This window comes from Prochlorococcus sp. MIT2309 (assembly GCF_059772305.1).
On the sequence record NZ_CM186282.1, the window covers coordinates 830,792 to 856,535 of the forward strand.

The window sequence follows — 25,744 nt, forward strand, 5'->3', positions numbered from 1 at the left end:
TAAATTTCAGTATTTGTTAATACCAAAATCTTGGCTTTTCAAAATCAATAAAAATCAATTCAGCAATTCATTGAATAAACCAATGAAATCAGACTGAAAAGAAACTACATCTATGAGATGCTTCTTTGTTACAGACTTAATCTATGCAGTTGTCAAGGTTCTTCTGAACTCAATCAAAATTCTGAGAATTTTGGAGCCCAGCTTGTTATCAACCAAAAAAGTGGAATGATAGAAAGCTGGGGTCAATAATATGAAATCTAAGTCACTAAAAATTCTCCTTGTCGCTGTTAATTCTGGTGGTTAAATCAGTGGAGGTAAGCGGACTCGAACCGCTGACATCCTGCTTGCAAAGCAGGCGCTCTACCAACTGAGCTATACCCCCAACACCGAATGGGCCATCCTGGACTTGAACCAGGGACCTCACCCTTATCAGGGGTGCGCTCTAACCACCTGAGCTAATGGCCCAGGAGAACCCTTGTTGGGTGTGACCTAGACAAGTTTAGGAACTGAGATTTTAAAAGTTAAAAATAACTTTCAAAACTGAGGTACCGATCGACCTAAGGTGACAGGATCATGGTTTAAGAATAAAAAAGCTCAAACATCACGATCAGTTTTTTGTCTCCCTGTTAGGAGGTGATCCAGCCGCACCTTCCGGTACGGCTACCTTGTTACGACTTCACCCCAGTCATCAGCCCCACCTTCGGCGTCCTCCTCCACAAGGGTTGAAGTAACGACTTCGGGCGTGGCCAACTTCCATGGTGTGACGGGCGGTGTGTACAAGGCCCGGGAACGTATTCACCGCAGTATGCTGACCTGCGATTACTAGCGATTCCTGCTTCACGTAGGCGAGTTGCAGCCTACGATCTGAACTGAGCCACGGTTTATGGGATTTGCGTGCTCTCGCGAGTTAGCTGCCCTTTGTCCGTAGCATTGTAGTACGTGTGTAGCCCAGGATGTAAGGGGCATGATGACTTGACGTCATCCACACCTTCCTCCGGTTTATCACCGGCGGTCTTTCTAGAGTGCCCAACTAAATGCTGGCAACTAAAAACGTGGGTTGCGCTCGTTGCGGGACTTAACCCAACATCTCACGACACGAGCTGACGACAGCCATGCACCACCTGTCACTGCATTCCCGAAGGCACCCTCTAATTTCTTAGAGGTTCGCAGGATGTCAAACCCTGGTAAGGTTCTTCGCGTTGCATCGAATTAAACCACATACTCCACCGCTTGTGCGGGCCCCCGTCAATTCCTTTGAGTTTCACACTTGCGTGCGTACTCCCCAGGCGGAACACTTAACGCGTTGGCTACGACACCGAAGGGGTCGATTCCCCCGACACCTAGTGTTCATCGTTTACGGCCAGGACTACAGGGGTATCTAATCCCTTTCGCTCCCCTGGCTTTCGTCCATGAGCGTCAGTTATGGCCCAGCAGAGCGCCTTCGCCACTGGTGTTCTTCCCGATATCTACGCATTTCACCGCTACACCGGGAATTCCCTCTGCCCCTACCACACTCAAGCCCAACAGTTTCCACTGCCATGATGGAGTTAAGCTCCACGTTTTAACAGCAGACTTGAAAGGCCGCCTGCGGACGCTTTACGCCCAATAATTCCGGATAACGCTTGCCACTCCCGTATTACCGCGGCTGCTGGCACGGAATTAGCCGTGGCTTATTCCTCAAGTACCGTCATATCTTCTTCCTTGAGAAAAGAGGTTTACAGCCCAGAGGCCTTCATCCCTCACGCGGCGTTGCTCCGTCAGGCTTTCGCCCATTGCGGAAAATTCCCCACTGCTGCCTCCCGTAGGAGTCTGGGCCGTGTCTCAGTCCCAGTGTGGCTGATCATCCTCTCAGACCAGCTACTGATCGAAGCCTTGGTGAGCCATTACCTCACCAACAAGCTAATCAGACGCGGGCTCATCCTCAGGCGAAATTCATTTCACCTCTCGGCATATGGGGTATTAGCGGTCGTTTCCAACCGTTATCCCCCTCCTGAGGGCAGATTCCCACGCGTTACTCACCCGTCCGCCACTAACCCGAAGGTCCGTTCGACTTGCATGTGTTAAGCACGCCGCCAGCGTTCATCCTGAGCCAGGATCAAACTCTCCGTTGTATGTCAAACCCTTTTGCAGAAAATATCTACTCAGTCTGATTTGCTTTGCCCACTGATTAGTTCAGTAGTTTCAGCCCTTCAATTTAAAGAAGGTTTCAAAGAGTGCACATCAGAATCTCTTCTTCGTGTCTTTCCGAGATCTCAGATCCGGTCGTTGTATCCACCAGTAACACCTATACATGTCATGAGCCGTGAAACCCAATCAAATGCATTAAAGGGGATAACAACTTAATTTCTTTTGACGGGACCTCACACCTTTATCGCAATACATTCATAAATCCATGTGATAAACATACGGAATTTAAGAACGCGATAAAAGCGTCAGTTCCTAAACTTTTCAGTTGTCCAGGTGCAATCCTTAGATTCAAAAAAATTGAAGACTAAGGATTATCGGTCTTTTATGACCGTATTGGAACTTACAACAAAAGAGGGTATCTTTGGCTGTAAGTGCCCACTTCACGAACAGACTTTCGTCTCGTTGGTCGTGTGAGCTGCGATCTGATCTCAGCCAGATGCGCATCATTTAATGTAGACCATAAACCCCCCATGTGCAACAACTAATAACACTTATCGATTGCACAATTAGTATTTGAATATAAGGAGCGAGCTAAAAAAAGCTTTTGCCCCAGTAATACAGGGATTAAATGGCAGGACGATTCAGTCAGCAAAACCAAAGAGTTCGGCCCAGCTCCAATGAGGACAAAATCATTGAGAAAGCAAAAGAGCACTTTGAGAAGACATTAATTGAAATTTCCGGGAGCCTCACCGGGAGTGTTGCAGCCCTTGAGCACCCAGCTAACAACGATGCTCTCAATTATGGGGAAATCTTTTTACGAGATAATGTTCCGGTAATGATTTATTTGTTGACTCAAAAAAGATATGAAATTGTAAAAAAATTCCTATCTGTAACTTTGGGTCTTCAAAGCACCACATATCAAACAAGAGGAGTATTCCCAACAAGCTTTGTCGAAGAGGAAGGCGAATTAATTGCTGATTATGGGCAAAGATCCATCGGAAGAATAACTTCGGCAGATGCCAGCCTTTGGTGGCCAATTTTATGCTGGCTCTATGTCAGGAAAAGCGGAGATACAAGCTTTGGCACAAGTCAACAAGTTCAGAGGGGTATTCAACTACTTCTCGATCTAGTTCTTCACCCAACTTTTGAGGGGACTCCAGTTTTATTTGTTCCAGATTGCTCATTCATGATTGATCGCCCAATGGATGTTTGGGGAGCACCCTTAGAGGTTGAAGTGCTTCTTTATGCCTGTCTTAGGAGTTGTACAGAATTGATGGAATTAAGCAGAAAAAATCAAGTAAGCAGGCTTCTTGATCAGAGACTTGTTCTTACAAGGCAATGGGTTCATGATCTTCGTCAATTCCTCCTTAAGCATTACTGGGTCACAAGCAAAACCATGCAAGTCTTAAGGAGAAGACCCACAGAGCAGTATGGAGAGGATCAACATCAGAATGAGTTCAATGTTCAGCCTCAAGTTGTTCCCTCTTGGTTGCAGGATTGGCTTGAAAATAGAGGCGGTTATTTAATTGGAAATATAAGAACAGGACGACCAGATTTTCGTTTTTACAGTTTAGGTAATTCTCTTGCTTGCATGTTTGGGGTCCTAACAGCTCCTCAGCAAAGAGCATTATTCAGACTGGTATTACACAACAGAGAGCATCTCATGGCACAAATGCCAATGAGAATTTGTCATCCTCCAATGGACATTGATGAGTGGCAAAATAAAACTGGATCTGACCCTAAAAACTGGCCTTGGAGCTACCACAACGGGGGACATTGGCCAAGTTTGTTGTGGTTTTTTGGTGCGTCTATTTTGCTTCATGAAAAACGGTACCCAAAAGCAGACGTTTTGTTAATGGGGCAAATGAGAGCTCTCTTGGAGGAATCCTATTGGAGTCAGTTAAATCAGTTACCAAGACAAAAATGGGCTGAATATTTCGATGGGCCTACGGGAACATGGGTTGGGCAGCAATCAAGAACCTATCAAACATGGACAATTGTTGGATTTCTGCTTCTTCACCACATTTTGAGAGCGGAGCCAAATGATGTTCTAATGCTGGACATTCAAGAAGAACCTCCAGAACTAATCATTTGATTAAAACAGTCCAAGAGTTAACGATTTGTCTATGGGGAGACAAGCTCCAATGCCTAAATAAATTGTGAGGACAGTACCGAATAGAAAAAATGTCATTGCAACTGGCCTTCTGAAGGGATTAGAGAATTTGTTAACGTTTTCGATAAATGGGATCAACATCAATCCCAATGGGATAAGAGTTTGTAGTGCTATGCCAAGGAGTTTATTAGGTACGACTCTTAAAATTTGAAAGACAGGATAAAGGTACCACTCAGGGAGAATTTCGAGAGGAGTAGCGAAAGGATTAGCTTTGTCCCCAAGAAAAGCAGGGTCTAAGACTGCTAAACCAACCACACATGCGATGGTTCCCAATATCACTACTGGGAAAATATATAAGAGATCGTTAGGCCAAGCAGGCTCCCCGTAGTAATTGTGGCCCATTCCTTTCGCTAATTTAGCTCTCAATTTTGGGTCGGCTAAATCAGGCTTTTTGAGTGAGGACATTTGAGGTTAGCGAGGTTTTTTTAAGTCTTTCAAAATTAATTAACTATATTTTAAGTGATGGTTTCGAGATTTTACAAGGGGCCAGATATTCCCTGTTTTCTGATCATTAGGAAGTGCATAAGCATAAAAACAGCTAGAGCCCAGGGTAAAACGAAAGTATGTAAGCTATAAAATCTTGTCAAAGTAGACTGGCCAACACTTTCACCACCTCTCAGTAACTCCACCATAAAATCTCCAATAATTGGTATCGCAGCTGGTACACCAGAAACAATTTTTACAGCCCAATAACCAACTTGATCCCATGGAAGAGAATATCCAGTAACACCAAAAGCAACTGTTATGACTGCCATAACAACTCCAGTTACCCATGTAAGTTCCCTAGGTCGCTTAAAACCTCCGGTTAAATAAACTCTAAAAACATGCAGAATAAGCATGAGAACCATCATTGAGGCACTCCACCTATGCACTGATCTAATCAACCAACCAAAGCTGACATCAGTCATCAGGTAACTCACAGAGCTGTAAGCCTCTACTACAGTCGGCCTGTAATAAAAAGTCATCGCGAAACCTGTCGCGAATTGAATCAAAAAACAGACTAGAGTTATCCCACCTAAGCAATAAAAAATATTTACATGAGGAGGAACGTATTTTGAAGTGACATCATCCGCAATGTCTTGGATTTCAAGTCTTTCTTGAAACCAATCATAAACGGGCGAGGAGTTCGCCATTGGATCAGTGATCTTTTAAAAAGATTCTACTTGATGTGTCGCATGGACAGTGCAAAGGTTAATCGAATGCTTCCAACTGTTAAATCTCTGCTGAAAAATATGAGGCAATTCATCCCAAAACTTATTGCCATTTGTCTATCACTTTTGTTGATAGCTCAACCTTCATATGCCCTTAATGATGGCCAGCAATTGGTTTTAGAGGCTTGGTCACTTGTTAATGAAGGATATTTAAGCTCGGAAAAACTAAATGATATTCAATGGCGTCGATTAAGGCAGAGAGCCCTTGAAAAACCCATAACAACATCTTTCCAAGCCTATGCAGCAATAGATGCGATGGTGCTCCGCTTGGAGGATCCATACACAAGACTAATAAGACCTTCCGATTACGAAGCTCTGAAAGCAAGCAACCTTGGTAGCGAAATCAATGGCGTTGGCCTTCAACTTGGATTAAGAAATCAAGATAATGAAGTTGTTGTAATTTCACCTTTGGAAGGTTCACCAGCATCAGATGCTGGGATATCAAGCGGAACAATATTACTCAAAGTCAATGGGGAATCTCCAAAGGAACTCGGATTAGAAGCTACGGCCGCTCGACTAAGGGGTGAAACAGGGTCACAAGTTGTGATTCAACTTCAAAGTCCTGATTCCTCAATCGAGGAGGTTACTCTTGAGCGCAGGCTTGTTGATCTAAGGCCAGTGAGGACAAGAAGATTGAGGAATGAATCACATACGCTTGGATACTTGCGCATAACTCAATTCAGTGAGGGAGTCCCTGAACAAGTTAAAGAAGCTTTACTTGAGTTATCTCAAAAAAATATTGAAGGGCTGATTTTAGATTTGAGAAATAATTCTGGGGGGCTAGTAAGTTCTGGTCTGGCTGTGGCAGACGCATTTATAAGTGGAGAACCCATAGTTGAAACAAGGAATAGAACTGGTGTTAATGATCCTATTCCTGCAGGTAAAGAAACTCTATATGACGGCCCCATGGTGACCCTGGTAAATGAGGGAACTGCTAGTGCAAGTGAAATTCTTGCTGGAGCTCTTCAAGATAACCATCGCTCTGAATTGCTTGGTAGCAAAACTTTTGGGAAAGGTTTAATTCAATCTTTAACTAATCTTAGTGATGGCAGTGGCTTAGCCATAACTGTCGCAAGTTACTTAACTCCAAGCGGAAGAGACATACAAAATTTGGGTATAGAACCAGATAAAGTTCTCGATTTTCCACAGCCCCTTAATCCTGGTGGGAATGAAGATAGATGGCTTATGGACGCAGAGCTTTACATGGAGGCATCACTTGATAGAAATTCTCTAGAACTTGAAAAGTTATCAAACCAAGTCGATTCATCTAAAGATCCTTAAGAATAAGTCCAACAAATATGAGCCAAAGAACTTATTACGATCCTCTTCATCAAGGCATAACTCTTGATGAAGACATCCCAGAAGAAAGTCTAATAATGAAACTTATTGACTCTCCTCCTTTTCAGAGATTAAGACGAATACGTCAATTAGGGCCTGCATTCCTAACATTCCACGGTGCTGAATCAAGCCGTTTCACTCACTCTATTGGAGTTTTTCACATTGCCAGAAAAGCGCTTAAAAAACTCAAAAAAGCTAATCCTGATCTACTAAAATTTAATTATTTATTATACGCTTCAACACTTTTACATGACCTTGGACATGGTCCCTTGAGTCACACTAGTGAAATATTCCTCGGAGTCAGACATGAACATTGGTCATCACGCATTATTACAGAACACCCATCAATAAATGGTCCTCTTGAAAGTTTCCAAAAAGGTTCCTCAGCTCAAATCGCCAATTTAATCAATGGGAATTTCAATGAAAACAAAGCCATCAAAGCTTTAGTTAGTAGTCAACTTGATTGTGACCGTCTTGATTATCTCCTTAGAGATAGTTACTCAACTGGAACTAAATATGGTTTTTTAGATTTAGAAAGAATTCTGGGTGCTTTAACAATTGCTCCAGATGGTGATTTAGCCATTCATCCAAAAGGTTTATCTGCTGTTGAGCATTACCTTGTTACCAGAAACCTCATGTACAAAACTGTTTACAATCATCGATTAAACGAGGTATCAAATTGGCTTCTTGAAAAAATTTTCTCATTAGCTAGAAATATTGGACCTGAAAAAATTTGGCATGATAAGCATATGTATAAGTGGCTTTGGGACAAAGACAAAATATCACTAGAGTCTTTCCTATCAATTGACGACATCTCATTAAATTATCACCTTTTTCGGTGGGCAGAGGATAATCAAGAGCACTTATCTAATCTCTGTAAAAGATATATCAACAGAGATCTTCATAAAGCTATCGAAATTCAGGATTTAACAACAGAGAAACAACTAAAAGCCCTGTTTATTGCAAGAAAATTATCACTAAAGAATGGGCTAAACCCTGATATGAATTGCGGTTTAAAGAAGCAAAAACTTCATGGCTATTACGCTTACAAAGGCGGCCTGAGGCTTTGGGACGGAAATAAATTAAAAGCTCTTGAAGATTCCTCTGAATTAATTTTAAGTCTAACTAGACCAGCAGAATCAACACTACTTATTCATGAAAAAAATATTCATGATGATTTAGAAAAAGAACTTTTAAACTTGAGGTATCAATAAAGCTGTATTAGCATTTAATTTATGTTCTGACTATTGGAGGTAATTATTTTATTTTGACAAAAACACTTAAACTTTATGGTAAAAAATTTTTTGGTTGGGAAAATTTTTTTAAAGAAAAAGTAATCTCTTTGAATGCAAATAAAATAGAATTAGATTCTAAAGACTGGCTATTAAACTGCTCAGATTTAAAAAAAATAAATACTATTTGCAAAAAATTAAAAGTTCATATAATCTCTATAAAATCAAATTCAGTTGAAACAATAATTGCATCTAAATCACTTAGAATTGAAGCAAGGTTAAATTCTGATAATACTCAGGAGTCGAAAGATCATGAGGTTTCAAATACAAATTCTAAATTAATTCGCAAAGATAAAAAAACGTTTTTGCATATAGGTACTGTTCGCTCCGGTGACGATATATATTCCGAGGAAAATTTGTTAATACTTGGTGATATAAATCCTGGAGGGATTGCATCAGCCAAAGGAGACATAAAAATATGGGGGAGGCTTCTTGGAATTGCACATGCAGGTAAATTGGGTAATAGAGAAGCTACGATTGGTGCGCTTCACTTTCGTCCTGTTCAGTTAAGAATTGCAGATAAAGTAGCTAGAGGCCCTCAAGAAAAACCCGATTTAGGAATGGCCGAAGAAGCTAGACTGGTTTCTGATTCAATCGTAATAGCCCCCTTAGAGGTGTAGAGCAGAAATTTCAAATTTAAAGACAATCGGTAAAAATCAACTTTTTAAACAAATTTCCCAAGCATTTGTTCCATCAAAATACTAATTTTCAACCAATTCCTTTCAAATATCCAAAATTCAACTAAACTTCATTGACTTTGAAAACATCAGTGGCGAAAGATACTCGAGTCATTCTTATCTGTTCTGGTAAAGGTGGTGTGGGGAAAACAACCCTCACAGCAAACCTTGGAATCTCTCTTGCAAGTCAAGGTGCAAAAACTGCAGTACTAGATGCTGATTTTGGGTTGAGGAATCTTGATCTTCTACTAGGCCTTGAAAATAGAATAGTTTATACAGCTCAGGAGGTTCTTGAAGAAAATTGCAAGCTTGACCAAGCTCTCGTTAAGCATAAGCAAGAACCAAATTTAGCTCTATTGCCTGCAGGAAACCCAAGAATGCTTGAGTGGCTTAAGCCTAACGATATGAAAAAAATCGTTGAAATGCTTAGTGAGTCATTCGACTATGTTTTAATCGATTGCCCAGCAGGGGTCGAAGACGGATTTAAGAATGCAGCAGCGGCAACTAAAGAAGCCATCGTCGTCACGAATCCAGAAGTCTCAGCCGTAAGAGACGCTGACAGAGTAATAGGTTTGCTAAACACGAATTCCATAAGCCCTGTACAACTCGTACTTAATCGAGTCAGACCAAAAATGATGTTATCTCAAGAGATGCTATCTATAAATGACGTGACTGATATTCTTGCATTGCCCCTTTTGGGTCTTGTCCTGGAAGATGAACAGGTAATTGTTAGTACCAATCGGGGAGAACCACTAACTTTAAATGGCAGTCAATCTCCAGCTGGCAAGTGCTATTCAAATATTGCTAAAAGACTTCAAGGAGAAGTAATACCTCTCATTGATCCAACAAAAGAAAGTAACACATTCGTCGACAAGTTTAGAAAATTAATGCAAACCAAGATTTTTTAAAAATGACACTAAGAGATTTAATTAACAAGATTTTAAGAAGGCAGCCAGCAAGTGCTAGCACTGCTCGTGAGAGGTTACAACTTGTTCTTGCTCATGACAGAACTGACCTCAGCAGTGATTTACTTGACAAAATGAGGCAAGAAATACTTGATGTAGTAGCAAAATACGTTGAGATAGATATGGAAGAGGGTGCAGTAAGTCTAGAGACAGAAGATAGAATGACTGCACTTGTGGCTAATCTCCCCATCAAAAGAACAAAAGATGGGGAAATTCAATTAAAGGAAAAAGCACCAGAACCTAATAATGAATCTGAAACCAATTCAGATTAAAATGATGACGATTAGCATCCAGATCTCTCTAGATTGATATCGAGATAGTTAAAATTTAAATAGGCCGGCTTAGCTCAGCGGTAGAGCAGCGCTTTTGTAAAGCGAAGGTCATCAGTTCAAATCTGTTAGCCGGCATTCAAAAATTTTTCTCAAATAATCTCAATTAGCTACTTTCTGAAAATAACTTTATTCACTTTTAGACATAACCCAAATTAAAAAGAGAATCCCGAGTATTGGTATGAATTTCAATTCAAAAAATGATGTTGATATAAAGATGAGAGGCTTAAGTAAATAAAAAAACACACTCTGCAAAATAATTACCAAAGTAATCAACCAAATCATTCAAATAGATACGTTTTCAGGTATTAAAGATCCTTTTCTTAATAATTTCCACTCCCCTGGACTTTTCCAAGAAATCACAGTACTTGCGCAGCCTGATGGTTTAGGCCAAGGAGTTGGTCCCAAAAAGGGCACCTCAGGGAATATTTCATAAGCCTCCTTTTCGTTAAGTATTGGCCTCTCGCCTGAGATATTTGCACTTGTTGTAGCTAAGGGACCACTTTGGGAGAGTAATTTCTGAGCCACCATAAGATTGGGGATTCTCATTCCGATATTTTTTTGAAAAGGATTTAGCATTTCAAACTCTCTACAAGATGTTGGGAAAACCATCGTTAAAGCTCCTGGCCAGTGGAGATTGGCAAATTCCAAAGCATCTTTTTTAGCTTCAGGGATTATTAAATCTATTAAATAATTAATGCTCGAGGCCATCAAAATCAAGGGTTTGTTCTTTGGCCTCTTTTTAATTTCCCATAATTTATAAGCATATTTTGGTGCCACTCCAAGAGCTGGGAGAGTATCTGTTGGAAAGATTACTGGCCTTCCTTTGAGAATTTCCTTGGTCAGATCAAAAGGACCATATTGATTATTTTGAATCAAATTCATTTTTTTTGCCCCAATGCAAATCGTTTAACTCCTGAGAAATCAAATGCATGCGAGACATTTATAAATCCAAAATCAACGAGTATGCTTTTTGTAATTTCACTTTGATCGAAATGATGCTCAAGCATTAACCAACCCTTGCTTGCGAGGGCATCAACAGCTCCGGAAATAATCTTTTTAGAACACTCGAGTCCATCACATCCACCGCTGAGAGCTAGACGAGGCTCAAAATTTCTTACAGATTTATCCAAAGTTGAGAGCTTATTTTGAGGAATATAAGGAGGATTGGATACCACTAAATTGAATTTGCCAGAAAAAGCTCTCAATGGTTCCCACCAATCTCCTAAATAAAAGTTGACTTTAGATTTTGGCATTAAATTTCTCATGTTTTTTTGCGCTATTTCTATGCAGGGGTAACTAATGTCAACTGCATGACCAGTCCATTTGGGTAGAGCCATTGCTAAAGCAATTGATAAAACACCAGAACCTGTACCGAGGTCGCACCACCTACCGGGGAAATTTTTATTTACTTTTTCTAAAGCCAAGTCAATCAAAAGCTCTGTCTCATTCCTTGGTATGAGTACTTTATCGTTGACATCAACGATGAAATCTCTCCAAGGGCTTCTCCCAGCCAAATGTTGAATTGGGGTTCCATTTTTAAGGTGAATATTCCAAAGCTTTGATAATTCGTCGAGAGTTATTTTAATTTCAAAAAACTCTTGAGGGAATAGCTTAATTCTGTGGAGCTTTCTTTTACTTATGCCACAAGCTATGTCAAGTAACCAATCAAAGGATTCAATCTCACCACCTTTTTTCAAACTTAGCTCTCTAAGAGCTGATATTTCTTTTCCTCTCGCAAGATTAGGTCCCATACAAAAAATATCTTTTCTCTTGTTGAGAAAAAATTACGTCTATACAAAAATTAGACCTTGAAGTTTTCCTATCTAAATTAAAGCCTTATTTTTTTTGCTCTGGAGATAGTCTTCCCTTACTGGTATCTGAAAAGAAGCTTGATTTCTCACCATCTGCGGTTGCAAGATAAAGACCGATAAGAAAGATGACTGGGACGCCCACGAAAAGAAGACTTGCTGCTGCCCCAAAATTAGTAGTTTCCATACTCTGGTTTTACGTAGAATTTCACCCACATCACTATAAATCTCTTTTTCACTAGATTTGCCTTACTCAAATTTAAAAAAGAGATTTTGTAACTACACAACATTTTTTTTGATTGAATTACGTTGAAATTTTCCATAAAAAAACTCAAACCAGAATTTTTTTACAAAAAATTTGGGTTAGAGCCATAAAAAAAATAAAGAAATCTAAAAAAAATAAAAAAATCTAAAAAAGTTTCATTTTGATACTCAAACCAAGCAAATCGCTTTCACAAGCATTGATTTGGGGGAATAAATAGGGTAAAAAGAAGACAAAAACCAGCTAATTTCTTCGCCAATAGTGTCAATAGTCATTTCAGCTAGCTACAACCTTTGCCATTGAGCATGCAGGAACCTTTACGATCATGCGGTCTGGCTGCATTAAGTAGCTTCGTTCACGAAACCTGACACATGGGATTGCCCTGGTATCGGGTGCACACAGTCGTAATTAACGACCCTGGCCGACTCTTGGCCGTGCACCTCATGCATACAGCTTTACTTGCCGGCTGGGCCGGCTCAATGGCCCTTTACGAATTGGCCATTTTTGATCCAACTGATCCAGTCTTAAACCCAATGTGGCGTCAAGGCATGTACGTCATGCCCTTTATGGCCCGTCTTGGCGTCACCAACAGCTGGCGTGGCTGGGACATAATGGGAGGGACTGGAGCATTTGACTTCGATTCACTAGATTTTTGGGGCAAGGCTCTCCCCTTCTCAACTTTTGAAGGTGTTGCCCTTGCGCACATAGTTTTTAGTGGTCTTTTAATTTTGGCCTCAATATGGCATTGGACATATTGGGATCTTGAACTTTGGGAAGATTCAAGGACTGGAGAACCAGCACTTGATCTTCCAAAGATTTTTGGTATTCATTTACTTCTTGCAGGAATTACTTGCTTCGGATTCGGAGCTTTTCATTGTGCCTCAGTTGGTATTTGGGTATCAGATGAATATGGACTTTCAGGCCATGTTGAAGCAGTAGCTCCAGCATGGGGAGCTGAAGGTTTCAATCCATTTAATGCTGGTGGAATAGTCGCCAATCATATTGGTGCTGGACTTATCGGAATAATTGGTGGTGTTTTCCATATCACTAACCGCCCTGGAGTAAGACTCTATAAAGCCCTGAAAATGGGAAATATAGAAGGTGTATTAGCCAGTGCTCTTGCCGCAGTGCTTTTCGTTTCATTTGTAGTAGCAGGAACGATGTGGTATGGATCCGCTACTACCCCAGTTGAACTTTTTGGTCCAACTCGCTACCAGTGGGATTCCGGCTATTTCAAAACTGAAATAAACCGTCGAGTTCAAGAATCAATAAACAACGGAGCAACAAAGGAGGAAGCTTACGCTTCAATTCCTGAGAAACTTGCTTTCTATGATTATGTTGGGAACAGCCCTGCAAAAGGTGGCCTTTTCAGGACTGGTGCTCTTGTAAATGGTGATGGATTACCAACTGGTTGGCAGGGTCACATTGCTTTCCAAGATAAAGAGGGCAATGATTTAGAGGTAAGAAGAATACCCAATTTCTTCGAAAACTTCCCAGTAATTCTTGAAGATGCTGATGGAAACGTCAGAGCAGACATTCCATTTAGAAGAGCTGAGGCCAAGTACTCCATTGAACAAACTGGAGTAACAGCAACCATCTATGGTGGCGAGCTTAACGGTCAAACCTTTACTGATCCTGTTGTTGTCAAGCGACTTGCTCGTAAGGCTCAATTAGGAGAAGCCTTCAAGTTTGATAGAGAGCGCTACAAATCTGACGGAGTATTCCGCAGCTCTCCAAGAGCCTGGTTTACTTATGCTCATCTATGTTTCGGATTATTATTCTTATTTGGACATTGGTGGCATGCAGCCAGGACCCTCTTTAGAGATAGATTTGCTGGAATTGATCCTGAGCTTGGAGATAGAGTCGAATTCGGCCTCTTCAAGAAGCTTGGAGACGAGTCCACACGGCGAATGCCTGGACGCGCTTAAACCAAAGGAATCCTTATCCCCTACCGAGAATCTAGATGGAAGCCTTCGCTTACACACTCCTCATGACCTTGGCAGTTGTCACATTATTTTTTGCGGTTGCTTTTCGCGATCCCCCAAAATACGACAAATAAGCCAATTGAAAAGCCCTTGCACTACTAGCAAGGGCTTTTTTTTGTTTGTGATTTTCTACTAAATTTTATTTTGAGAACCCAAAAAGTTCCTTAACCAATAAAGGTCTTAAAAGCAACCCTTTTCATAATCGAAAAAGATGTCTAAAGTATAACTATATTTATTAATCGAAGGGCAGAAATGCAATGCCCCGCCTGCCAAAACACAGATAGTCGTGTGCTTGAATCACGCTCTGCCGACGTTGGGAAAAGTGTCCGACGGAGGCGAGAATGCCTTAATTGTGATTTCCGATTCACAACCTATGAGAGGGTTGAGACAATTCCAATAAGTGTAATTAAAAGGAATGGAAACAGGGAAACTTTTAATCGAACCAAGCTTCTCAATGGAATAACTAGGGCTTGTGAAAAAACATCTGTAATAAATCAAAAATTTGAATTTATCATTGATGATATTGAGACAAAGCTTCAACAGAGAAATCTACGAGAAGTTTCAAGCTCAGAAATTGGCGAGATGGTTCTTGAGCACTTAAAAGTTATCAATGAAGTGGCTTATATTCGTTTTGCATCAGTTTATAGACAATTTCATGGCGTGGAGGATTTCATAGAGACTTTGGAATCTTTTAACCCCAAAAGTAAAGAGCAATTAGCAAGTGTTCTCTAATACTGAAGCTTGATTATGTAGAGTACTCAAATAAATGCCATAAAGTCGGCGGGCTTTTATGGACACCCTTACCTACTACCTAAAAGGTAGACCGCCTAATCAACATGTCCGAAAATCTTCAAGTAACTGATCAAGATCAAATAGAAGACCAGAAAAATAATTCAGAGAACATATCTTCTGAGCCTACGAAAAATCAGGCAACACAAAAAGAGGAGATCTTGGAATCTCAAGATATTCCTGATGATATCCCTACTGCTGACGATCCAAGCAGCAGAGCAAAAAAATATGACTTTGATGGAGCAGGCTTCACCGTTGATGAATTCGCCTCATTATTAAGCAAATATGATTACAACTTCAAACCTGGCGATATTGTAAAGGGTACTGTTTTTGCTCTCGAATCCAAGGGGGCAATGATTGATATTGGAGCAAAAACTGCGGCTTTTATGCCAATGCAGGAAGTATCCATAAATAGAGTTGAGGGATTAAGCGATGTTCTCCAACCAACTGAGCAAAGAGAATTTTTCATAATGTCCGAAGAAAATGAAGATGGACAACTAGCTTTGTCAATTAGACGTATTGAATATCAAAGAGCATGGGAGAGAGTAAGACAGCTTCAAAAAGAGGATGCAACAATTTACTCAGAGGTATTTGCAACAAACAGGGGAGGTGCGCTAGTAAGAGTCGAAGGGCTCAGAGGATTTATACCAGGATCACACATAAGCACTAGAAAAGCTAAAGAGGAGTTAGTCGCTGATTTTCTTCCCTTAAAATTTCTTGAAGTTGATGAAGAGAGAAACAGGTTAGTTCTCAGTCATAGAAGAGCACTTGTAGAGAGAAAAATGAATCGTCTTGAGGTTGGAGAAGTTGTTGTGGGAGCCGTAAGAGGAATAAAACCATACGGTGCATTTATAGATATTGGTGGGGTTAGTGGTCTTCTGCATATTTCAGAAATTAGTCATGAGCATATAGAAACTCCCCATTCAGTGCTCAATGTCAATGACCAAATGAAAGTCATGATTATTGATCTAGACGCAGAAAGGGGAAGAATTTCGCTATCAACTAAAGCACTTGAGCCTGAGCCAGGGGATATGTTGACTGACCCCAAAAAAGTATTTGATAATGCCGAGGAAATGGCGGCAAAATACAAACAAATGCTCCTAGAACAAGCTGAGGAAGGTGAAGATCCAATTGCTGTGATGACAGTTTAGTTTCGTCAAAAATAGAATTAATAATTAAGTGCCAGATTTTTATATAAAAGATATATTTATCGGCAATTTTAAAGCAGTAATCTTTGATAAAGACGGGACTTTATCTAGCAGTGAGAACTATCTAAAAAGTATTGCAGAATTGAGAATTGAGGAAGCTATAAAAAAACTAGGGAAACAATCAATCTCTCAAAATAATTTTAATTTAGAGAAACTTCTTAATGATGCCTATGGTCTCAAACCTGACGGGATCGATCCCAATGGATCCTTAGCAATCGCATCCAGGCATGACAACCTTGTAAGCACAGCAACAGTTGCATGCTTAAAAGGATATTCATGGCCTCAAGCTCTTCAAATTTCTGAGGAAATCTTCGAAAAAGCAGATATTGAATTAGAGACAAAGTATGGAAAAAAGAATTGCGCACTAATCAAAGGTGTTCCTGAAACTCTCGATAAGTTGAAAAATTCTGGGATCAAATGTTCAATAATGAGCAATGATTCAGAGAAAGGAATTAAAAATTTCCTAAACGCAAATCATTTAGGAAATATTTTTGAACATTATTGGAGTTGCGAGAATATCCCACAAAAGCCAGATCCCAGAGCAGTAAAAATATTGTGTGAAAAAATGAGCCTTAACTGCTCCGATTGCTTGTTTATTGGTGATAGTGACACAGACATGAAAATGGGAAAAATTGCAAAAATAGGAATTAATCTTGGTTTCATGTCAGGTTGGAAAATCCAGCCCAAAATGACATATCAAGATAAATTATTATTTAACTGGGAAGACCTTACGTGTCACTAAAAACTAAAATAAAAATCTAAATTATTATCCCATGAGTAGATTTGTTTTCACCTCTGAATCAGTAACTGAAGGTCACCCTGACAAAATTTGCGATCAAATTAGCGACTCCGTATTAGATGCACTCTTAAGTCAAGATCCCTACAGTCGAGTCGCCTGTGAGACTGTTGTGAATACTGGTTTATGCTTGATAACTGGAGAAGTAACCTCCAAGGCGAAAGTTGATTTCATCAAATTAGCAAGAAAGGTAATTTCAGAAATTGGCTACGAAAGCGCAAAGGCTGGTGGCTTTGACGCAAATAGCTGTGCGGTACTCGTAGCACTTGATCAACAATCTCCCGATATCGCCCAGGGGGTTAATGAAGCAGATGATCATAGTGGCGACCCTCTTGACAAAATTGGAGCTGGGGACCAAGGAATTATGTTTGGTTATGCCTGTAACGAGACTCCAGAACTAATGCCATTGCCAATAAGCTTGGCCCATAGGCTCGCAAGGAGATTATCCGAGATTCGTCATCAAGGGGTCCTCAAGTATCTTTTACCTGACGGAAAAACTCAAGTTAGTGTTGTTTATGAAAACGATAAACCCATTTCAATTGACACAATTCTCATATCTACTCAGCATTCAGCCCTTGTGGAGGGACTTCAATCTGAAGAAAAGATTCGACAAAAAATAGAAGAAGATCTTTGGGAGCATGTGGTAATACCTGCTACAACAGATTTAGATATTCAACCGAAAAAGGGTGAGACAAGATTCTTAGTAAACCCAACTGGGAAATTTGTTGTTGGTGGGCCTCAAGGTGATGCTGGATTGACTGGCCGAAAAATAATCGTTGACACTTATGGGGGGTATGCCAGGCATGGTGGTGGAGCTTTCTCAGGCAAGGATCCAACCAAAGTTGATAGGTCAGCAGCATATGCCGCAAGATTTGTGTCAAAAGTGCTTGTAGCTGCTGAGCTAGCCTCAAAAGTAGAAGTACAGCTAAGTTATGCAATTGGGATTGCTAAACCTGTTTCTATTTTGGTAGAGACTTTTGGTACTAGTAAATACTCAAATTCAGATCTAGGTAAACTTGTAGAGGAAAAATTTGATCTTAGGCCTGGAGCAATTATTGAACAATTTAACTTGAGAGAACTACCCCAAATAAGAAATGGGAAGTTCTATCAAGAAACTGCAGCATATGGACATTTTGGGAGGCCTGATCTAAATCTTCCGTGGGAGGATGTATCCGATAAAGTAAAAGAAATAAAAGACAACCTTTAATTGATAACAAAATTCTATTGTGCGAGAACTAGTTAATAAAAATCTCATCCTGGGGATTGATTTAGGTACCTCAGGTGTAAGAATTATTATAATAAATATTGAAAAAGAAGTTATCTATACAAATTCTTTAAACTATAAAACTAGTTTTAAAGAACCTTATGGTTGGTTAAGTTGCTTAATTGAATTAATACAAAATATTCCAGTTTACATTAAAAAAGAAATTATTCTTTGCTCTATTGCAGGAACCTCTGGGACATTAATTGCATGTGATAAAAGCGGAGAGGCACTTGGTGAAGCAATCCCTTATTACAATAGTTGCTCGAATCAAAATAAAAAAATTAATCTTATTTGTCCCGAAGTAATTCAAAATAATCATTGCAGTATTAAACGTGGATTACAGCTGATTGAAGATCATGGAACAGATATTTTATTAAGACATCAAGCAGATTGGATTAATGGATGGCTGATGAATTGCTGGGAATATGGAGAAGAATGCAACAACTTAAAATTAGGGTGGAATCCACTAAACAAGTCATGGCCAAAAAGCTTAGAGAGCCATCCCTTAAGAAAAATTTTTCCAAAAATAGTTTCTAGCGGTCAGCTTATTGGAAAAATCAATCCCGAGCGAGCAAATCGTTTGGGCCTCCCAGACAATCTATCATTTATAGCGGGAACGACTGACTCTAATGCCGCAGTCATTGCCACAGATGCATCTCCAAAAGAGGGTATTTGTGTTCTTGGCAGTACTATTGTTTTAAAAAAATATGTAACTAATCCAATATTTGCCAGGGGCATAACAAATCATATTATTGGAGGAAGGTGGATTTGCGGAGGAGCCTCAAATGCGGGTGGCGCTGTTCTAAAGAAATTTTTTCTAGATGAACAAATAGAAGAATTAAGTAATCAAATTAATCCGAATATATCGAGTGGACTTGAATTACTACCACTTCCATCTAAAGGCGAAAGGTTCCCAATTGATGATCCAAATCTTGAACCTATTCTTTTTCCAAGACCTATAAGTGATGCATTGTATCTACAAGCTCTTCTTGAGGGGCTTGCAGAAATTGAAAAGAAAGGTTGGCTAAAGCTTATTGAATTGGGAGTTTCGAAACCAAAAAGAATAGTAACTATTGGGAAAGGCTCTAAAAATTCTAAATGGCATGCAATAAGGCAAAAAAAGTTAGGTATACCCATTAGGAGGAGTAGCAAACCTCCTTGCTTTGGAGCGGCTATTATTGCTTTAAATAGTTTAAAAAAAACTAAAAAAAATTAAGCTTTACTTAAATACAATTTAATTTCACAAATCTCACATTTAATCAACTTACGAACTATCTTATTTTTAGATAATAATGGTACATGTCATCAGAAGAATTAGACGCCAATGTGATTGAGAGGATTTGCAACCACATGAATTCAGATCACAAAGATGCCGTAGCACAATATGCAACACACTATGGAGGAATACATGATTTTCAAGAAGCTGTGATGACTGGGATAGACGCTGAATATTTGGAGTTAACTGTGGATAAAAAAATTATAAAGATCAAATTTGATCACCTAATTCAAGACAGCAAAGATGCGCATACAACGTTGGTGTCAATGCTTAAAGCGATTCCAAAAAACTCCTAGCGAATAATCAAATTGTCAAAACCATAATTCGAAAACCAGAAATTCCGAACAAATTGGGACCAAAATATATTCCATTGGCTCACAACAGAGTAATCTAATAAAAGTTGAACTTCCTCAACGCCGGGATAGCTCAGTTGGTAGAGCAGGCGACTGAAAATCGCCGTGTCCCCAGTTCAAATCTGGGTCCTGGCATATCACTTCCGCATTATTAAATTTGCACTTATGTGTGATGGTGTTTTTTCATGCAAACCTATCTTTTTTAATTTATGCTCATCAACTAGAGATACTCAAAACGAATCTTGCCTTTTCATCTGCCAAACTCAACAAATGACGATTTTGTAGCAAACAACGCTGACAGTTTTGCGATCGCTTTTGATAAAACATGGAAAAGTGAAATTTCAAAATCAGAAGACAAAGACCTTGGTATAGATCAAAAAATAAATCTAGTTCTAAAAAAGATTGAATCTCATCCCTATCTCATTGACAATCCAACCAAGGCCAAACAAATTGCCAATTTCCGGATTCGTCTTTTAAACCTTATGTAAGTTAAAAAGTTTTTTTTAACTTACATAAAATGATAATTCTCTTGAAAGGCTGCGCTCTTCAAAGAGACTAAGCGAAAAACTGGTGATATATAATTTTTCAAAATCAGTTAATGAAATTCTACTGAAGATTTATTTCAAGGATCTAATGAAAACATTTAGATCAATCCAAGGAAGATGACTTAGTATCAATGCGGGAAAAGCACGAAGGATTTTATACTGAATTTGTTATTGAGCCAAGTCAAAATGCCAATCAAGTAATGTGAATTTGGAAAATAAAAATAGTTTTAAAGAAATAATTTTTTAATGCGTTATTTTTATTACATAACGGCTCTAAAAGGAGAATCTTAATTTGAGTCAAACTAATGGTTTATCCGCCCTAAACCTTGCGAGACTAAGTCTATTTCAAGGATGCTTGGGTTGCCTAGCTGTAATTTTTGCAGGCATGCTAAACAGAATAATGATTTCAGAACTGGCTTTTCCAGCTTTACTAGTTGGAGGGGGTCTTGCTTTCGAACAATTAATGGCTCCATCAAGAGTCTTTTTCGGAAACATCTCGGATACTTGGCCAATTCGCGGACAAAAAAGAACGCCTTATATTCTGCTTGGAACTTTTGGTTTTTGCGCAATGGCAATAACCTCAATCCCTTTGATATTTCTTACGGAGAAGGCTCTTTCGGATGGCGGTACATTTTCAATAATCATTGCTGCAATTGGCTTATGTACCTTATTTTCTCTTTATGGTTTAGCAGTATCGTTAGCAACAACTCCATACCTCGCACTAGTAATCGATTTAACAACAGAAGAGGAGAGACCAAAAGCAGTTGGAATTATTTGGTGCATGTTGACTATTGGGATAATTGTGGGTGCTATCTCAATTTCCATAGCAACCAAAGGACTTGATGGAGTATCCGACCCATTGTTGTTAGAACCTGCACTGCAGAAGTTTATGACGAGAGTTGGAATAATAGTCTTGGGAATAACCATATTTGCATGTGCTGGAATAGAAAAGAAGATTGATCATAGAAAGCTCAAGGATACAAAAGCATCAACGAGTAACGAAGTAGGCATTAAAAAAGCATTTGCAATAATAACTTCAAGTAGGCAAATATTGATCTTCTTTGTATTTTTAATTCTTTATACACTTGGTCTTTTTTTACAGGATCCAATTCTAGAAAGTTACGGTGCTGAAGTTTTTAATTTACCAATTTCACAAACAACTTTACTAAATGCTTTTTGGGGGGTTGGTACGCTTGTAGGTTTATTAATTGGAGGACTATTTATAACACCAAGACTAGGTAAATTAGCCACTGCAAGAACTGGTTGTTGGATGATCATTTGTTCATTATTTCTACTCATTTTGAGTGGTTCTGTTGAGAATCAAAATGCTTTATTTGGGGTACTTGTTATTTTTGGATTAGCGGCAGGGATAGCAACTAATAGCGCACTTTCCTTAATGCTAGATTTAACCCTGCCGGAAATGGCGGGGACTTTGGTAGGGGTATGGGGATTAGCACAGGCACTTTCAAGGGCTGCAGGGAAAATAATTGGTGGTGGACTTCTTGATGTTGGAAGATTATTTACTGGTCCAGATAATCCTTTTTTGGCATTCAGTTTTGTTTTTTCTCTTGAAATTATTGTTACGTGCCTTGCAATATATGTCTTAGGAAGGGTTAGTGTTAAAAAATTCAAAGAAGAAACTTCTGCTTCTTTAGAGACACTTATGATTGCTGATCTTGATTAGATCATCAGAAAAAGTGTAATTTTCAGGCTATTTCTCATGAAATCAATGCCATCTCAGAAAATTATTGGGATTCTTCACAATCCACCATTACAATCTATAAATTACGGCAAAAGTAAAGTTTCCGGGAGTTTAAGCCCTTCTTACATACTTCATTCAAGAGGAGCTTGTATGCCAGGGCAAAGCTCAATTTTCACACCAAATTATAAAAAAAAATTGAGAGCTTATTCATTAGAAATAGAGCAAAGAAAAATAAAATCTTTTGTTCTACATAATCTTTTATCAATAAATACACCAATATCTTTTTGGTCTGGAAAAATTGAGGATTTTTCATTCCAAAGGCAATTCCAACCTCACGATGATGAATCTCTAATTTTTGCGATTAGGGCATCCTATAGACAAATTTACGGCAATTTTCATGCTTTCGAAAGTGAAAAGCCTATTGACTTAGAAAGGAGACTAAGAAATGGTGACATAACTATAAAAGAATTCATAAGAAATCTCGCAAAGTCAAACTTTTATAAACATCATTACTTTGAGAATGTTAATCAAATTAGATGTGTTGAATTAAGTTTCAAGCATGTTTTAGGACGCACAACGATTAATCAAAATGAACTAATAAAACATGTAGGAATAATTGCTAATGATGGATTTGATTTTCATATTGATACACTAATAGATTCATTGGAGTATATGGAGAATTTTGGAGACCATACAGTACCATTTATAAGATTTGTCAATACTCAGATTGGGATGAGAACTTCTTTATTTTTAAATACGATGAATATAATTGGAGCGGGTGCTGTTAGCGACAATTTAAAAAAAAAGTAAGTTAATCAATTATTTTTAAAACCTGAGTTTTTCTTATTAATTGATCTCCCATTAAAATACTCAGTTGATCTTATAAAAATATTATAAATTTAAAAATTTATTGCCTTATTAAGTGTAGTGTAAAGGTAGACAAACTATCAGAATTTTAAAAAGATGGATTATTTCTTCAAATATAATTAAATACTTGTAAATCTAAATGAAAATCCACATACCAAGCCCTCATGAAATTAAATCGGCCATCATCTAATAAAAAACCAAAAGAACAATCATCTAAGACGCCATCAGGCAAGGAAATTCCAATGGCAATGTCGATGATGGTAGATTCGATGGTCAGAATGATACAAAAAGCAGATATTGAAAATGGAAATGATTCTTCAGTAGCAGAAAATATTGATGAATATTAATCAATTTGTAACTAAAAGTGAAGGCGAATGGAAATCTATGAGGAGTGGGCACTCCCTTGCTTTTCAACAATTTGAAAATATCGTGAGCAGGTTAGAAATTAATTTTTTAGAAAAAGATAATGTTCAGGTGCAGAATCTTCTAGAGAAAAATAATATTCAAAATAAATATATAGATTCCCCGTTTAGAATAAAGTGGTCTCCTAAAGATGAATTTAGCAATGATTCAAAAAGTTTAGAAAACGGAGAGAGTATAGTCGTACCAATACCACATTCTGATTCAAATGGTCAAATGATACGAAGTATGGGATACACAGAACCAATGAGCGTAATATCAGAATATAAAATCAATAAAAATAACATGCTTATACTTTCAAGTAATTATAATCAAACCAAAACTGAAGAAGTTATTTGGTTTATTTCAGAAAATGTTAGGTGCAGATCCTCAGTGGTAAAGTCTTCAGCAAACAATAGTATATTACAAACATCATTTGCGTCGGAAATTCGGAAAATTAATATATAAATAAAATGAATAATAACTTAATTTCACAATTTAAAAATTCATTAGTTGGTAAATATAGTAATAAAGAGCAGGCTCAAAAAAGTCCTCAGTCTTTCGCAAATATAAATATATTTTTTAGACCATTAGATTTTTTAAAATTTGGAAGAAATGCAATCTACACAGAGCAAAGTTATGAATTTAATCTATGGGCTCCATATAGACAGTCTGTTCTTTTCATAAAGAATTCCTCAGAGACAATAATTTTAGAAAATTATGCTATTCAGAACAAAGATAGAGTTGCTGGTGCTGGTTCACACCCTGAACTTCTGGATGAATTAGATAAAGCTAAATTAGAAAACCGTATAGGATGCGATATGCATTTCAGAAAAATTGCTATTAATCATTTTAAAGGTCAAATTGAACCAGGTCAGAATTGTATAATCAAACATGGATATAAATCTACATACCTTTCAAGCAAAGCAGAGTTATTAAATGATATGTGGATTTGCCAGGATGAAGGGTTAGACATAGAAACAAATTTAAGGGTATGGGGATCAGAAAATGGGCAATTTATTTTCAAAAAAATCAAAAGTTATGCACTGTAAAATTATAATTTTAAATTTTAAATACTGGATATTTCTTTAAACTTTTCTACTACTAAGGGGTGTGGATCTTTAGAGATTGATTGATGTTTTCTTAAAAATTCATTTTTCCTTTCATTATCAAAGAATTTATTAATGGCAAATAATACTGAATATCTTGAGAACCAATAAGTTGTTTTTTCTTGATCGATAAACCTCTTAAGATAAATATCCTGATCTAAAGTGTCATATTTAATTAAGCATAAAATTGCTGCCGGCCGGAATTTCACATACTCAGGCCAATCACTGTTTATTGCTACTTTAAGAATAACCTCTATAGTATTTTTGTGATAATACTGCCAGTCATCAACAAAATAAAATAATTTAAATAAAAAGTATAATGCACCATAGTCTTTTTGAAACCTGTCTAAGTTAGAATAAATTAATGGCCATAATTTATGAGGATTTATTTTAACCAAATGTTTAAGGGCAAAATATCCAGAATTAAAATCTGTATTAAAAAGTTGATTGACAAGAGATTCAATTGAAATATCTTTGTTATCTAAATCATACAAATCGATATTTTCTGGTCTATCCTCAACTAAATTATCAAGGAGTCTATAAAATTTATTTTTTTCGATTCTATGTAAATTACATCTAAAAAATATTTCGGTAGCTCTTATTCGAAAAAAAGGCGAGACGGGGCATCTATTGACATCAGAAAGTAAATCAATTGCATTGGCATCAATAATATCCTGGATCGCCATTTGTCTGTTATTTTGATTACGACTTTTTAAAAATGATTGTAATTCTTTAAGCATATATTTTTTTTTTGTAAATTTTGAAACAGCTGCTATTGATGCTCCTATTACTCCTGGTGAATTAAAAGATTGCTTGCTGATTATTTTTATCTTAGAAAGCTGATTAATTACATTCATCTTTGCTAATGATTGAATTAAAACTCTTCTATTTTGCTGGGGATCATCGATCAACTCGGATATCCGAAGATGAATTTTTGGATCATTACAATTCAACTCTTGTAATGCCCAAGCTGTATTTTCAACTGTAAATGGATCATCGCTATATAAAAATTTACTAATTATATCGACTGTATTCTTTACAGGCATTCGTGATAAAACCTGTACAGCCTTTCTTTGTGCAATTTTTATAGAAACTCTTTTACTTGTAAGCTTTAGAAACTCTACAAGAGCCTTTTTTGTCTCTGGACAAGGATATTCCTCTAATTTACATACAGCGTAGTAAGGGTCAAGAGATATCTCTTTGTTTTTAGAGGATAAATCTAAAATCCTTATGGCAAGTTCTTTATTAAAATCTGGAGAAGCCACA

Annotated in this window: 26 protein-coding genes, 4 tRNA genes and 1 rRNA gene; 22 read left to right on the forward strand and 9 right to left on the reverse strand. The window is 38.0% G+C overall.

Going from position 1 to position 25,744, the window contains the following annotated elements; translation table 11 throughout:
* Positions 1-309: 309 nt before the first annotated feature.
* The 3 genes from AC6EJA_RS04615 to AC6EJA_RS04625 all read right to left on the reverse strand — a co-directional run bounded on the left by AC6EJA_RS04615 (position 310) and on the right by AC6EJA_RS04625 (position 2,111).
* A tRNA-Ala gene (locus AC6EJA_RS04615) sits at positions 310-382 on the reverse strand.
* A gap of 9 nt (positions 383-391) precedes the next feature.
* Positions 392-465, reverse strand: a tRNA-Ile gene (locus AC6EJA_RS04620).
* A gap of 161 nt (positions 466-626) precedes the next feature.
* A 16S ribosomal RNA gene (locus tag AC6EJA_RS04625) occupies positions 627-2,111 on the reverse strand.
* A gap of 644 nt (positions 2,112-2,755) precedes the next feature.
* Here AC6EJA_RS04625 and AC6EJA_RS04630 point away from each other — a divergent pair.
* The gene (locus AC6EJA_RS04630; RefSeq protein ID WP_498503446.1) at positions 2,756-4,222 is read left to right on the forward strand and encodes a glycoside hydrolase 100 family protein; all 1,467 of its coding nucleotides are present in this window, start codon (positions 2,756-2,758) and stop codon (positions 4,220-4,222) included.
* Here AC6EJA_RS04630 and petD read toward each other — a convergent pair whose 3' ends face one another.
* Together petD and petB are read right to left on the reverse strand one after the other, a co-directional pair.
* Positions 4,223-4,705, reverse strand: a complete 483-nt coding sequence (gene petD, locus AC6EJA_RS04635) for a cytochrome b6-f complex subunit IV (RefSeq protein ID WP_320665034.1) — start codon at positions 4,703-4,705, stop codon at positions 4,223-4,225. It abuts the gene before it with no gap.
* Between the two features lie 71 nt (positions 4,706-4,776).
* Positions 4,777-5,433: a cytochrome b6 gene (gene petB, locus AC6EJA_RS04640; RefSeq protein ID WP_498503447.1), complete on the reverse strand. Its 657-nt coding sequence runs from the start codon at positions 5,431-5,433 to the stop codon at positions 4,777-4,779.
* A gap of 66 nt (positions 5,434-5,499) precedes the next feature.
* Here petB and ctpZ point away from each other — a divergent pair, with 66 nt between their 5' ends.
* From ctpZ to AC6EJA_RS04670, 6 genes are all read left to right on the forward strand, one after another.
* The gene (gene ctpZ, locus AC6EJA_RS04645; RefSeq protein WP_498503548.1) at positions 5,500-6,792 is read left to right on the forward strand and encodes a carboxyl-terminal processing protease CtpZ; all 1,293 of its coding nucleotides are present in this window, start codon (positions 5,500-5,502) and stop codon (positions 6,790-6,792) included.
* A 17-nt stretch (positions 6,793-6,809) separates the two neighbouring features.
* Positions 6,810-8,063, forward strand: coding sequence for an HD domain-containing protein (locus tag AC6EJA_RS04650; RefSeq protein ID WP_498503448.1), 1,254 nt, complete (start codon positions 6,810-6,812; stop codon positions 8,061-8,063).
* 53 nt (positions 8,064-8,116) lie between these two features.
* Positions 8,117-8,761, forward strand: a complete 645-nt coding sequence (locus AC6EJA_RS04655; RefSeq protein WP_498503449.1) for a septum site-determining protein MinC — start codon at positions 8,117-8,119, stop codon at positions 8,759-8,761.
* 149 nt (positions 8,762-8,910) lie between these two features.
* Positions 8,911-9,726, forward strand: a complete 816-nt coding sequence (gene minD / locus AC6EJA_RS04660; RefSeq protein ID WP_498503450.1) for a septum site-determining protein MinD — start codon at positions 8,911-8,913, stop codon at positions 9,724-9,726.
* Positions 9,727-9,728: 2 nt separating this feature from the next.
* A complete protein-coding gene (gene minE / locus AC6EJA_RS04665; protein WP_498503451.1) occupies positions 9,729-10,055 on the forward strand; it encodes a cell division topological specificity factor MinE in 327 nt (108 codons plus the stop codon).
* 63 nt (positions 10,056-10,118) lie between these two features.
* Positions 10,119-10,190: transfer RNA gene (locus tag AC6EJA_RS04670), tRNA-Thr, on the forward strand.
* Between the two features lie 207 nt (positions 10,191-10,397).
* Here the strand turns inward: AC6EJA_RS04670 and AC6EJA_RS04675 are convergent.
* From AC6EJA_RS04675 to psbM, 3 genes are all read right to left on the reverse strand, one after another.
* Entirely contained in the window at positions 10,398-10,997 is a 600-nt protein-coding gene (locus AC6EJA_RS04675; protein WP_498503452.1) for an L-threonylcarbamoyladenylate synthase, read from the reverse strand.
* On the reverse strand, positions 10,994-11,866 hold the full coding sequence (prmC, locus tag AC6EJA_RS04680; RefSeq protein WP_498503453.1) for a peptide chain release factor N(5)-glutamine methyltransferase: 873 nt from the start codon (positions 11,864-11,866) through the stop codon (positions 10,994-10,996). The genes AC6EJA_RS04675 and prmC overlap by 4 nt, the downstream gene beginning before the upstream one ends.
* 85 nt (positions 11,867-11,951) lie before the next feature.
* A complete protein-coding gene (gene psbM / locus AC6EJA_RS04685) occupies positions 11,952-12,110 on the reverse strand; it encodes a photosystem II reaction center protein PsbM (protein ID WP_498503454.1) in 159 nt (52 codons plus the stop codon).
* Positions 12,111-12,556: 446 nt separating this feature from the next.
* Here psbM and psbB point away from each other — a divergent pair, with 446 nt between their 5' ends.
* The 15 genes from psbB to AC6EJA_RS04760 all read left to right on the forward strand — a co-directional run bounded on the left by psbB (position 12,557) and on the right by AC6EJA_RS04760 (position 24,421).
* Positions 12,557-14,113 (forward strand): photosystem II chlorophyll-binding protein CP47, encoded by a 1,557-nt coding sequence (gene psbB / locus AC6EJA_RS04690; RefSeq protein WP_498503455.1) that lies wholly within the window; start codon positions 12,557-12,559, stop codon positions 14,111-14,113.
* Positions 14,114-14,148: 35 nt separating this feature from the next.
* Positions 14,149-14,244, forward strand: a complete 96-nt coding sequence (locus tag AC6EJA_RS04695) for a photosystem II reaction center protein T (protein WP_320665045.1) — start codon at positions 14,149-14,151, stop codon at positions 14,242-14,244.
* Positions 14,245-14,422: 178 nt separating this feature from the next.
* Complete coding sequence (gene nrdR, locus AC6EJA_RS04700) at positions 14,423-14,902, forward strand: transcriptional regulator NrdR (RefSeq protein WP_498503456.1); 480 nt, start codon at positions 14,423-14,425, stop codon at positions 14,900-14,902.
* Between the two features lie 104 nt (positions 14,903-15,006).
* On the forward strand, positions 15,007-16,110 hold the full coding sequence (locus AC6EJA_RS04705) for a 30S ribosomal protein S1 (protein WP_498503457.1): 1,104 nt from the start codon (positions 15,007-15,009) through the stop codon (positions 16,108-16,110).
* A 28-nt stretch (positions 16,111-16,138) separates the two neighbouring features.
* The gene (locus tag AC6EJA_RS04710; protein ID WP_498503458.1) at positions 16,139-16,909 is read left to right on the forward strand and encodes an HAD family hydrolase; all 771 of its coding nucleotides are present in this window, start codon (positions 16,139-16,141) and stop codon (positions 16,907-16,909) included.
* 31 nt (positions 16,910-16,940) lie between these two features.
* Complete coding sequence (gene metK, locus AC6EJA_RS04715) at positions 16,941-18,170, forward strand: methionine adenosyltransferase (RefSeq protein ID WP_498503459.1); 1,230 nt, start codon at positions 16,941-16,943, stop codon at positions 18,168-18,170.
* Between the two features lie 19 nt (positions 18,171-18,189).
* Positions 18,190-19,443, forward strand: coding sequence for an FGGY-family carbohydrate kinase (locus tag AC6EJA_RS04720; RefSeq protein WP_498503460.1), 1,254 nt, complete (start codon positions 18,190-18,192; stop codon positions 19,441-19,443).
* 134 nt (positions 19,444-19,577) lie between these two features.
* Complete coding sequence (locus AC6EJA_RS04725; RefSeq protein ID WP_498503461.1) at positions 19,578-19,799, forward strand: DUF2470 domain-containing protein; 222 nt, start codon at positions 19,578-19,580, stop codon at positions 19,797-19,799.
* 119 nt (positions 19,800-19,918) lie between these two features.
* Positions 19,919-19,991, forward strand: a tRNA-Phe gene (locus AC6EJA_RS04730).
* A 107-nt stretch (positions 19,992-20,098) separates the two neighbouring features.
* On the forward strand, positions 20,099-20,344 hold the full coding sequence (locus AC6EJA_RS04735) for a hypothetical protein (protein WP_498503462.1): 246 nt from the start codon (positions 20,099-20,101) through the stop codon (positions 20,342-20,344).
* 349 nt (positions 20,345-20,693) lie between these two features.
* The gene (locus AC6EJA_RS04740) at positions 20,694-22,085 is read left to right on the forward strand and encodes a BCD family MFS transporter (RefSeq protein ID WP_498503463.1); all 1,392 of its coding nucleotides are present in this window, start codon (positions 20,694-20,696) and stop codon (positions 22,083-22,085) included.
* Between the two features lie 36 nt (positions 22,086-22,121).
* Positions 22,122-22,913, forward strand: coding sequence for a phycobilisome rod-core linker polypeptide (locus tag AC6EJA_RS04745; RefSeq protein ID WP_498503464.1), 792 nt, complete (start codon positions 22,122-22,124; stop codon positions 22,911-22,913).
* Positions 22,914-23,134: 221 nt separating this feature from the next.
* Positions 23,135-23,317, forward strand: coding sequence for a hypothetical protein (locus AC6EJA_RS04750; RefSeq protein ID WP_498503465.1), 183 nt, complete (start codon positions 23,135-23,137; stop codon positions 23,315-23,317).
* Positions 23,307-23,837: a phycobiliprotein lyase gene (locus AC6EJA_RS04755; protein ID WP_498503466.1), complete on the forward strand. Its 531-nt coding sequence runs from the start codon at positions 23,307-23,309 to the stop codon at positions 23,835-23,837. The genes AC6EJA_RS04750 and AC6EJA_RS04755 overlap by 11 nt, the downstream gene beginning before the upstream one ends.
* 5 nt (positions 23,838-23,842) lie before the next feature.
* Positions 23,843-24,421 (forward strand): chromophore lyase CpcT/CpeT, encoded by a 579-nt coding sequence (locus AC6EJA_RS04760; RefSeq protein ID WP_498503467.1) that lies wholly within the window; start codon positions 23,843-23,845, stop codon positions 24,419-24,421.
* 17 nt (positions 24,422-24,438) lie between these two features.
* Here AC6EJA_RS04760 and AC6EJA_RS04765 read toward each other — a convergent pair whose 3' ends face one another.
* Positions 24,439-25,743 carry a hypothetical protein gene (locus tag AC6EJA_RS04765; RefSeq protein ID WP_498503468.1) on the reverse strand — a complete coding sequence of 435 codons (1,305 nt, stop codon included), beginning with the start codon at positions 25,741-25,743 and terminating at the stop codon, positions 24,439-24,441.
* Position 25,744: the final 1 nt, after the last annotated feature.

What these genes read in the sequence shown, in the direction of transcription:
- AC6EJA_RS04630 (WP_498503446.1), top strand. Translation starts at nt 2,756, where the DNA reads ATGGCAGGACGATTCAGTCAGCAAAACCAAAGAGTTCGGCCCAGCTCC.
- petD (WP_320665034.1), bottom strand. Translation starts at nt 4,705, where the DNA reads ATGTCCTCACTCAAAAAGCCTGATTTAGCCGACCCAAAATTGAGAGCT.
- petB (WP_498503447.1), bottom strand. Translation starts at nt 5,433, where the DNA reads ATGGCGAACTCCTCGCCCGTTTATGATTGGTTTCAAGAAAGACTTGAA.
- ctpZ (WP_498503548.1), top strand. Translation starts at nt 5,500, where the DNA reads ATGCTTCCAACTGTTAAATCTCTGCTGAAAAATATGAGGCAATTCATC.
- AC6EJA_RS04650 (WP_498503448.1), top strand. Translation starts at nt 6,810, where the DNA reads ATGAGCCAAAGAACTTATTACGATCCTCTTCATCAAGGCATAACTCTT.
- minE (WP_498503451.1), top strand. Translation starts at nt 9,729, where the DNA reads ATGACACTAAGAGATTTAATTAACAAGATTTTAAGAAGGCAGCCAGCA.
- AC6EJA_RS04675 (WP_498503452.1), bottom strand. Translation starts at nt 10,997, where the DNA reads ATGAATTTGATTCAAAATAATCAATATGGTCCTTTTGATCTGACCAAG.
- prmC (WP_498503453.1), bottom strand. Translation starts at nt 11,866, where the DNA reads ATGGGACCTAATCTTGCGAGAGGAAAAGAAATATCAGCTCTTAGAGAG.
- psbM (WP_498503454.1), bottom strand. Translation starts at nt 12,110, where the DNA reads ATGGAAACTACTAATTTTGGGGCAGCAGCAAGTCTTCTTTTCGTGGGC.
- psbB (WP_498503455.1), top strand. Translation starts at nt 12,557, where the DNA reads ATGGGATTGCCCTGGTATCGGGTGCACACAGTCGTAATTAACGACCCT.
- AC6EJA_RS04695 (WP_320665045.1), top strand. Translation starts at nt 14,149, where the DNA reads ATGGAAGCCTTCGCTTACACACTCCTCATGACCTTGGCAGTTGTCACA.
- nrdR (WP_498503456.1), top strand. Translation starts at nt 14,423, where the DNA reads ATGCAATGCCCCGCCTGCCAAAACACAGATAGTCGTGTGCTTGAATCA.
- AC6EJA_RS04705 (WP_498503457.1), top strand. Translation starts at nt 15,007, where the DNA reads ATGTCCGAAAATCTTCAAGTAACTGATCAAGATCAAATAGAAGACCAG.
- metK (WP_498503459.1), top strand. Translation starts at nt 16,941, where the DNA reads ATGAGTAGATTTGTTTTCACCTCTGAATCAGTAACTGAAGGTCACCCT.
- AC6EJA_RS04725 (WP_498503461.1), top strand. Translation starts at nt 19,578, where the DNA reads ATGAATTCAGATCACAAAGATGCCGTAGCACAATATGCAACACACTAT.
- AC6EJA_RS04745 (WP_498503464.1), top strand. Translation starts at nt 22,122, where the DNA reads ATGAAATCAATGCCATCTCAGAAAATTATTGGGATTCTTCACAATCCA.
- AC6EJA_RS04750 (WP_498503465.1), top strand. Translation starts at nt 23,135, where the DNA reads ATGAAATTAAATCGGCCATCATCTAATAAAAAACCAAAAGAACAATCA.
- AC6EJA_RS04755 (WP_498503466.1), top strand. Translation starts at nt 23,307, where the DNA reads ATGAATATTAATCAATTTGTAACTAAAAGTGAAGGCGAATGGAAATCT.
- AC6EJA_RS04760 (WP_498503467.1), top strand. Translation starts at nt 23,843, where the DNA reads ATGAATAATAACTTAATTTCACAATTTAAAAATTCATTAGTTGGTAAA.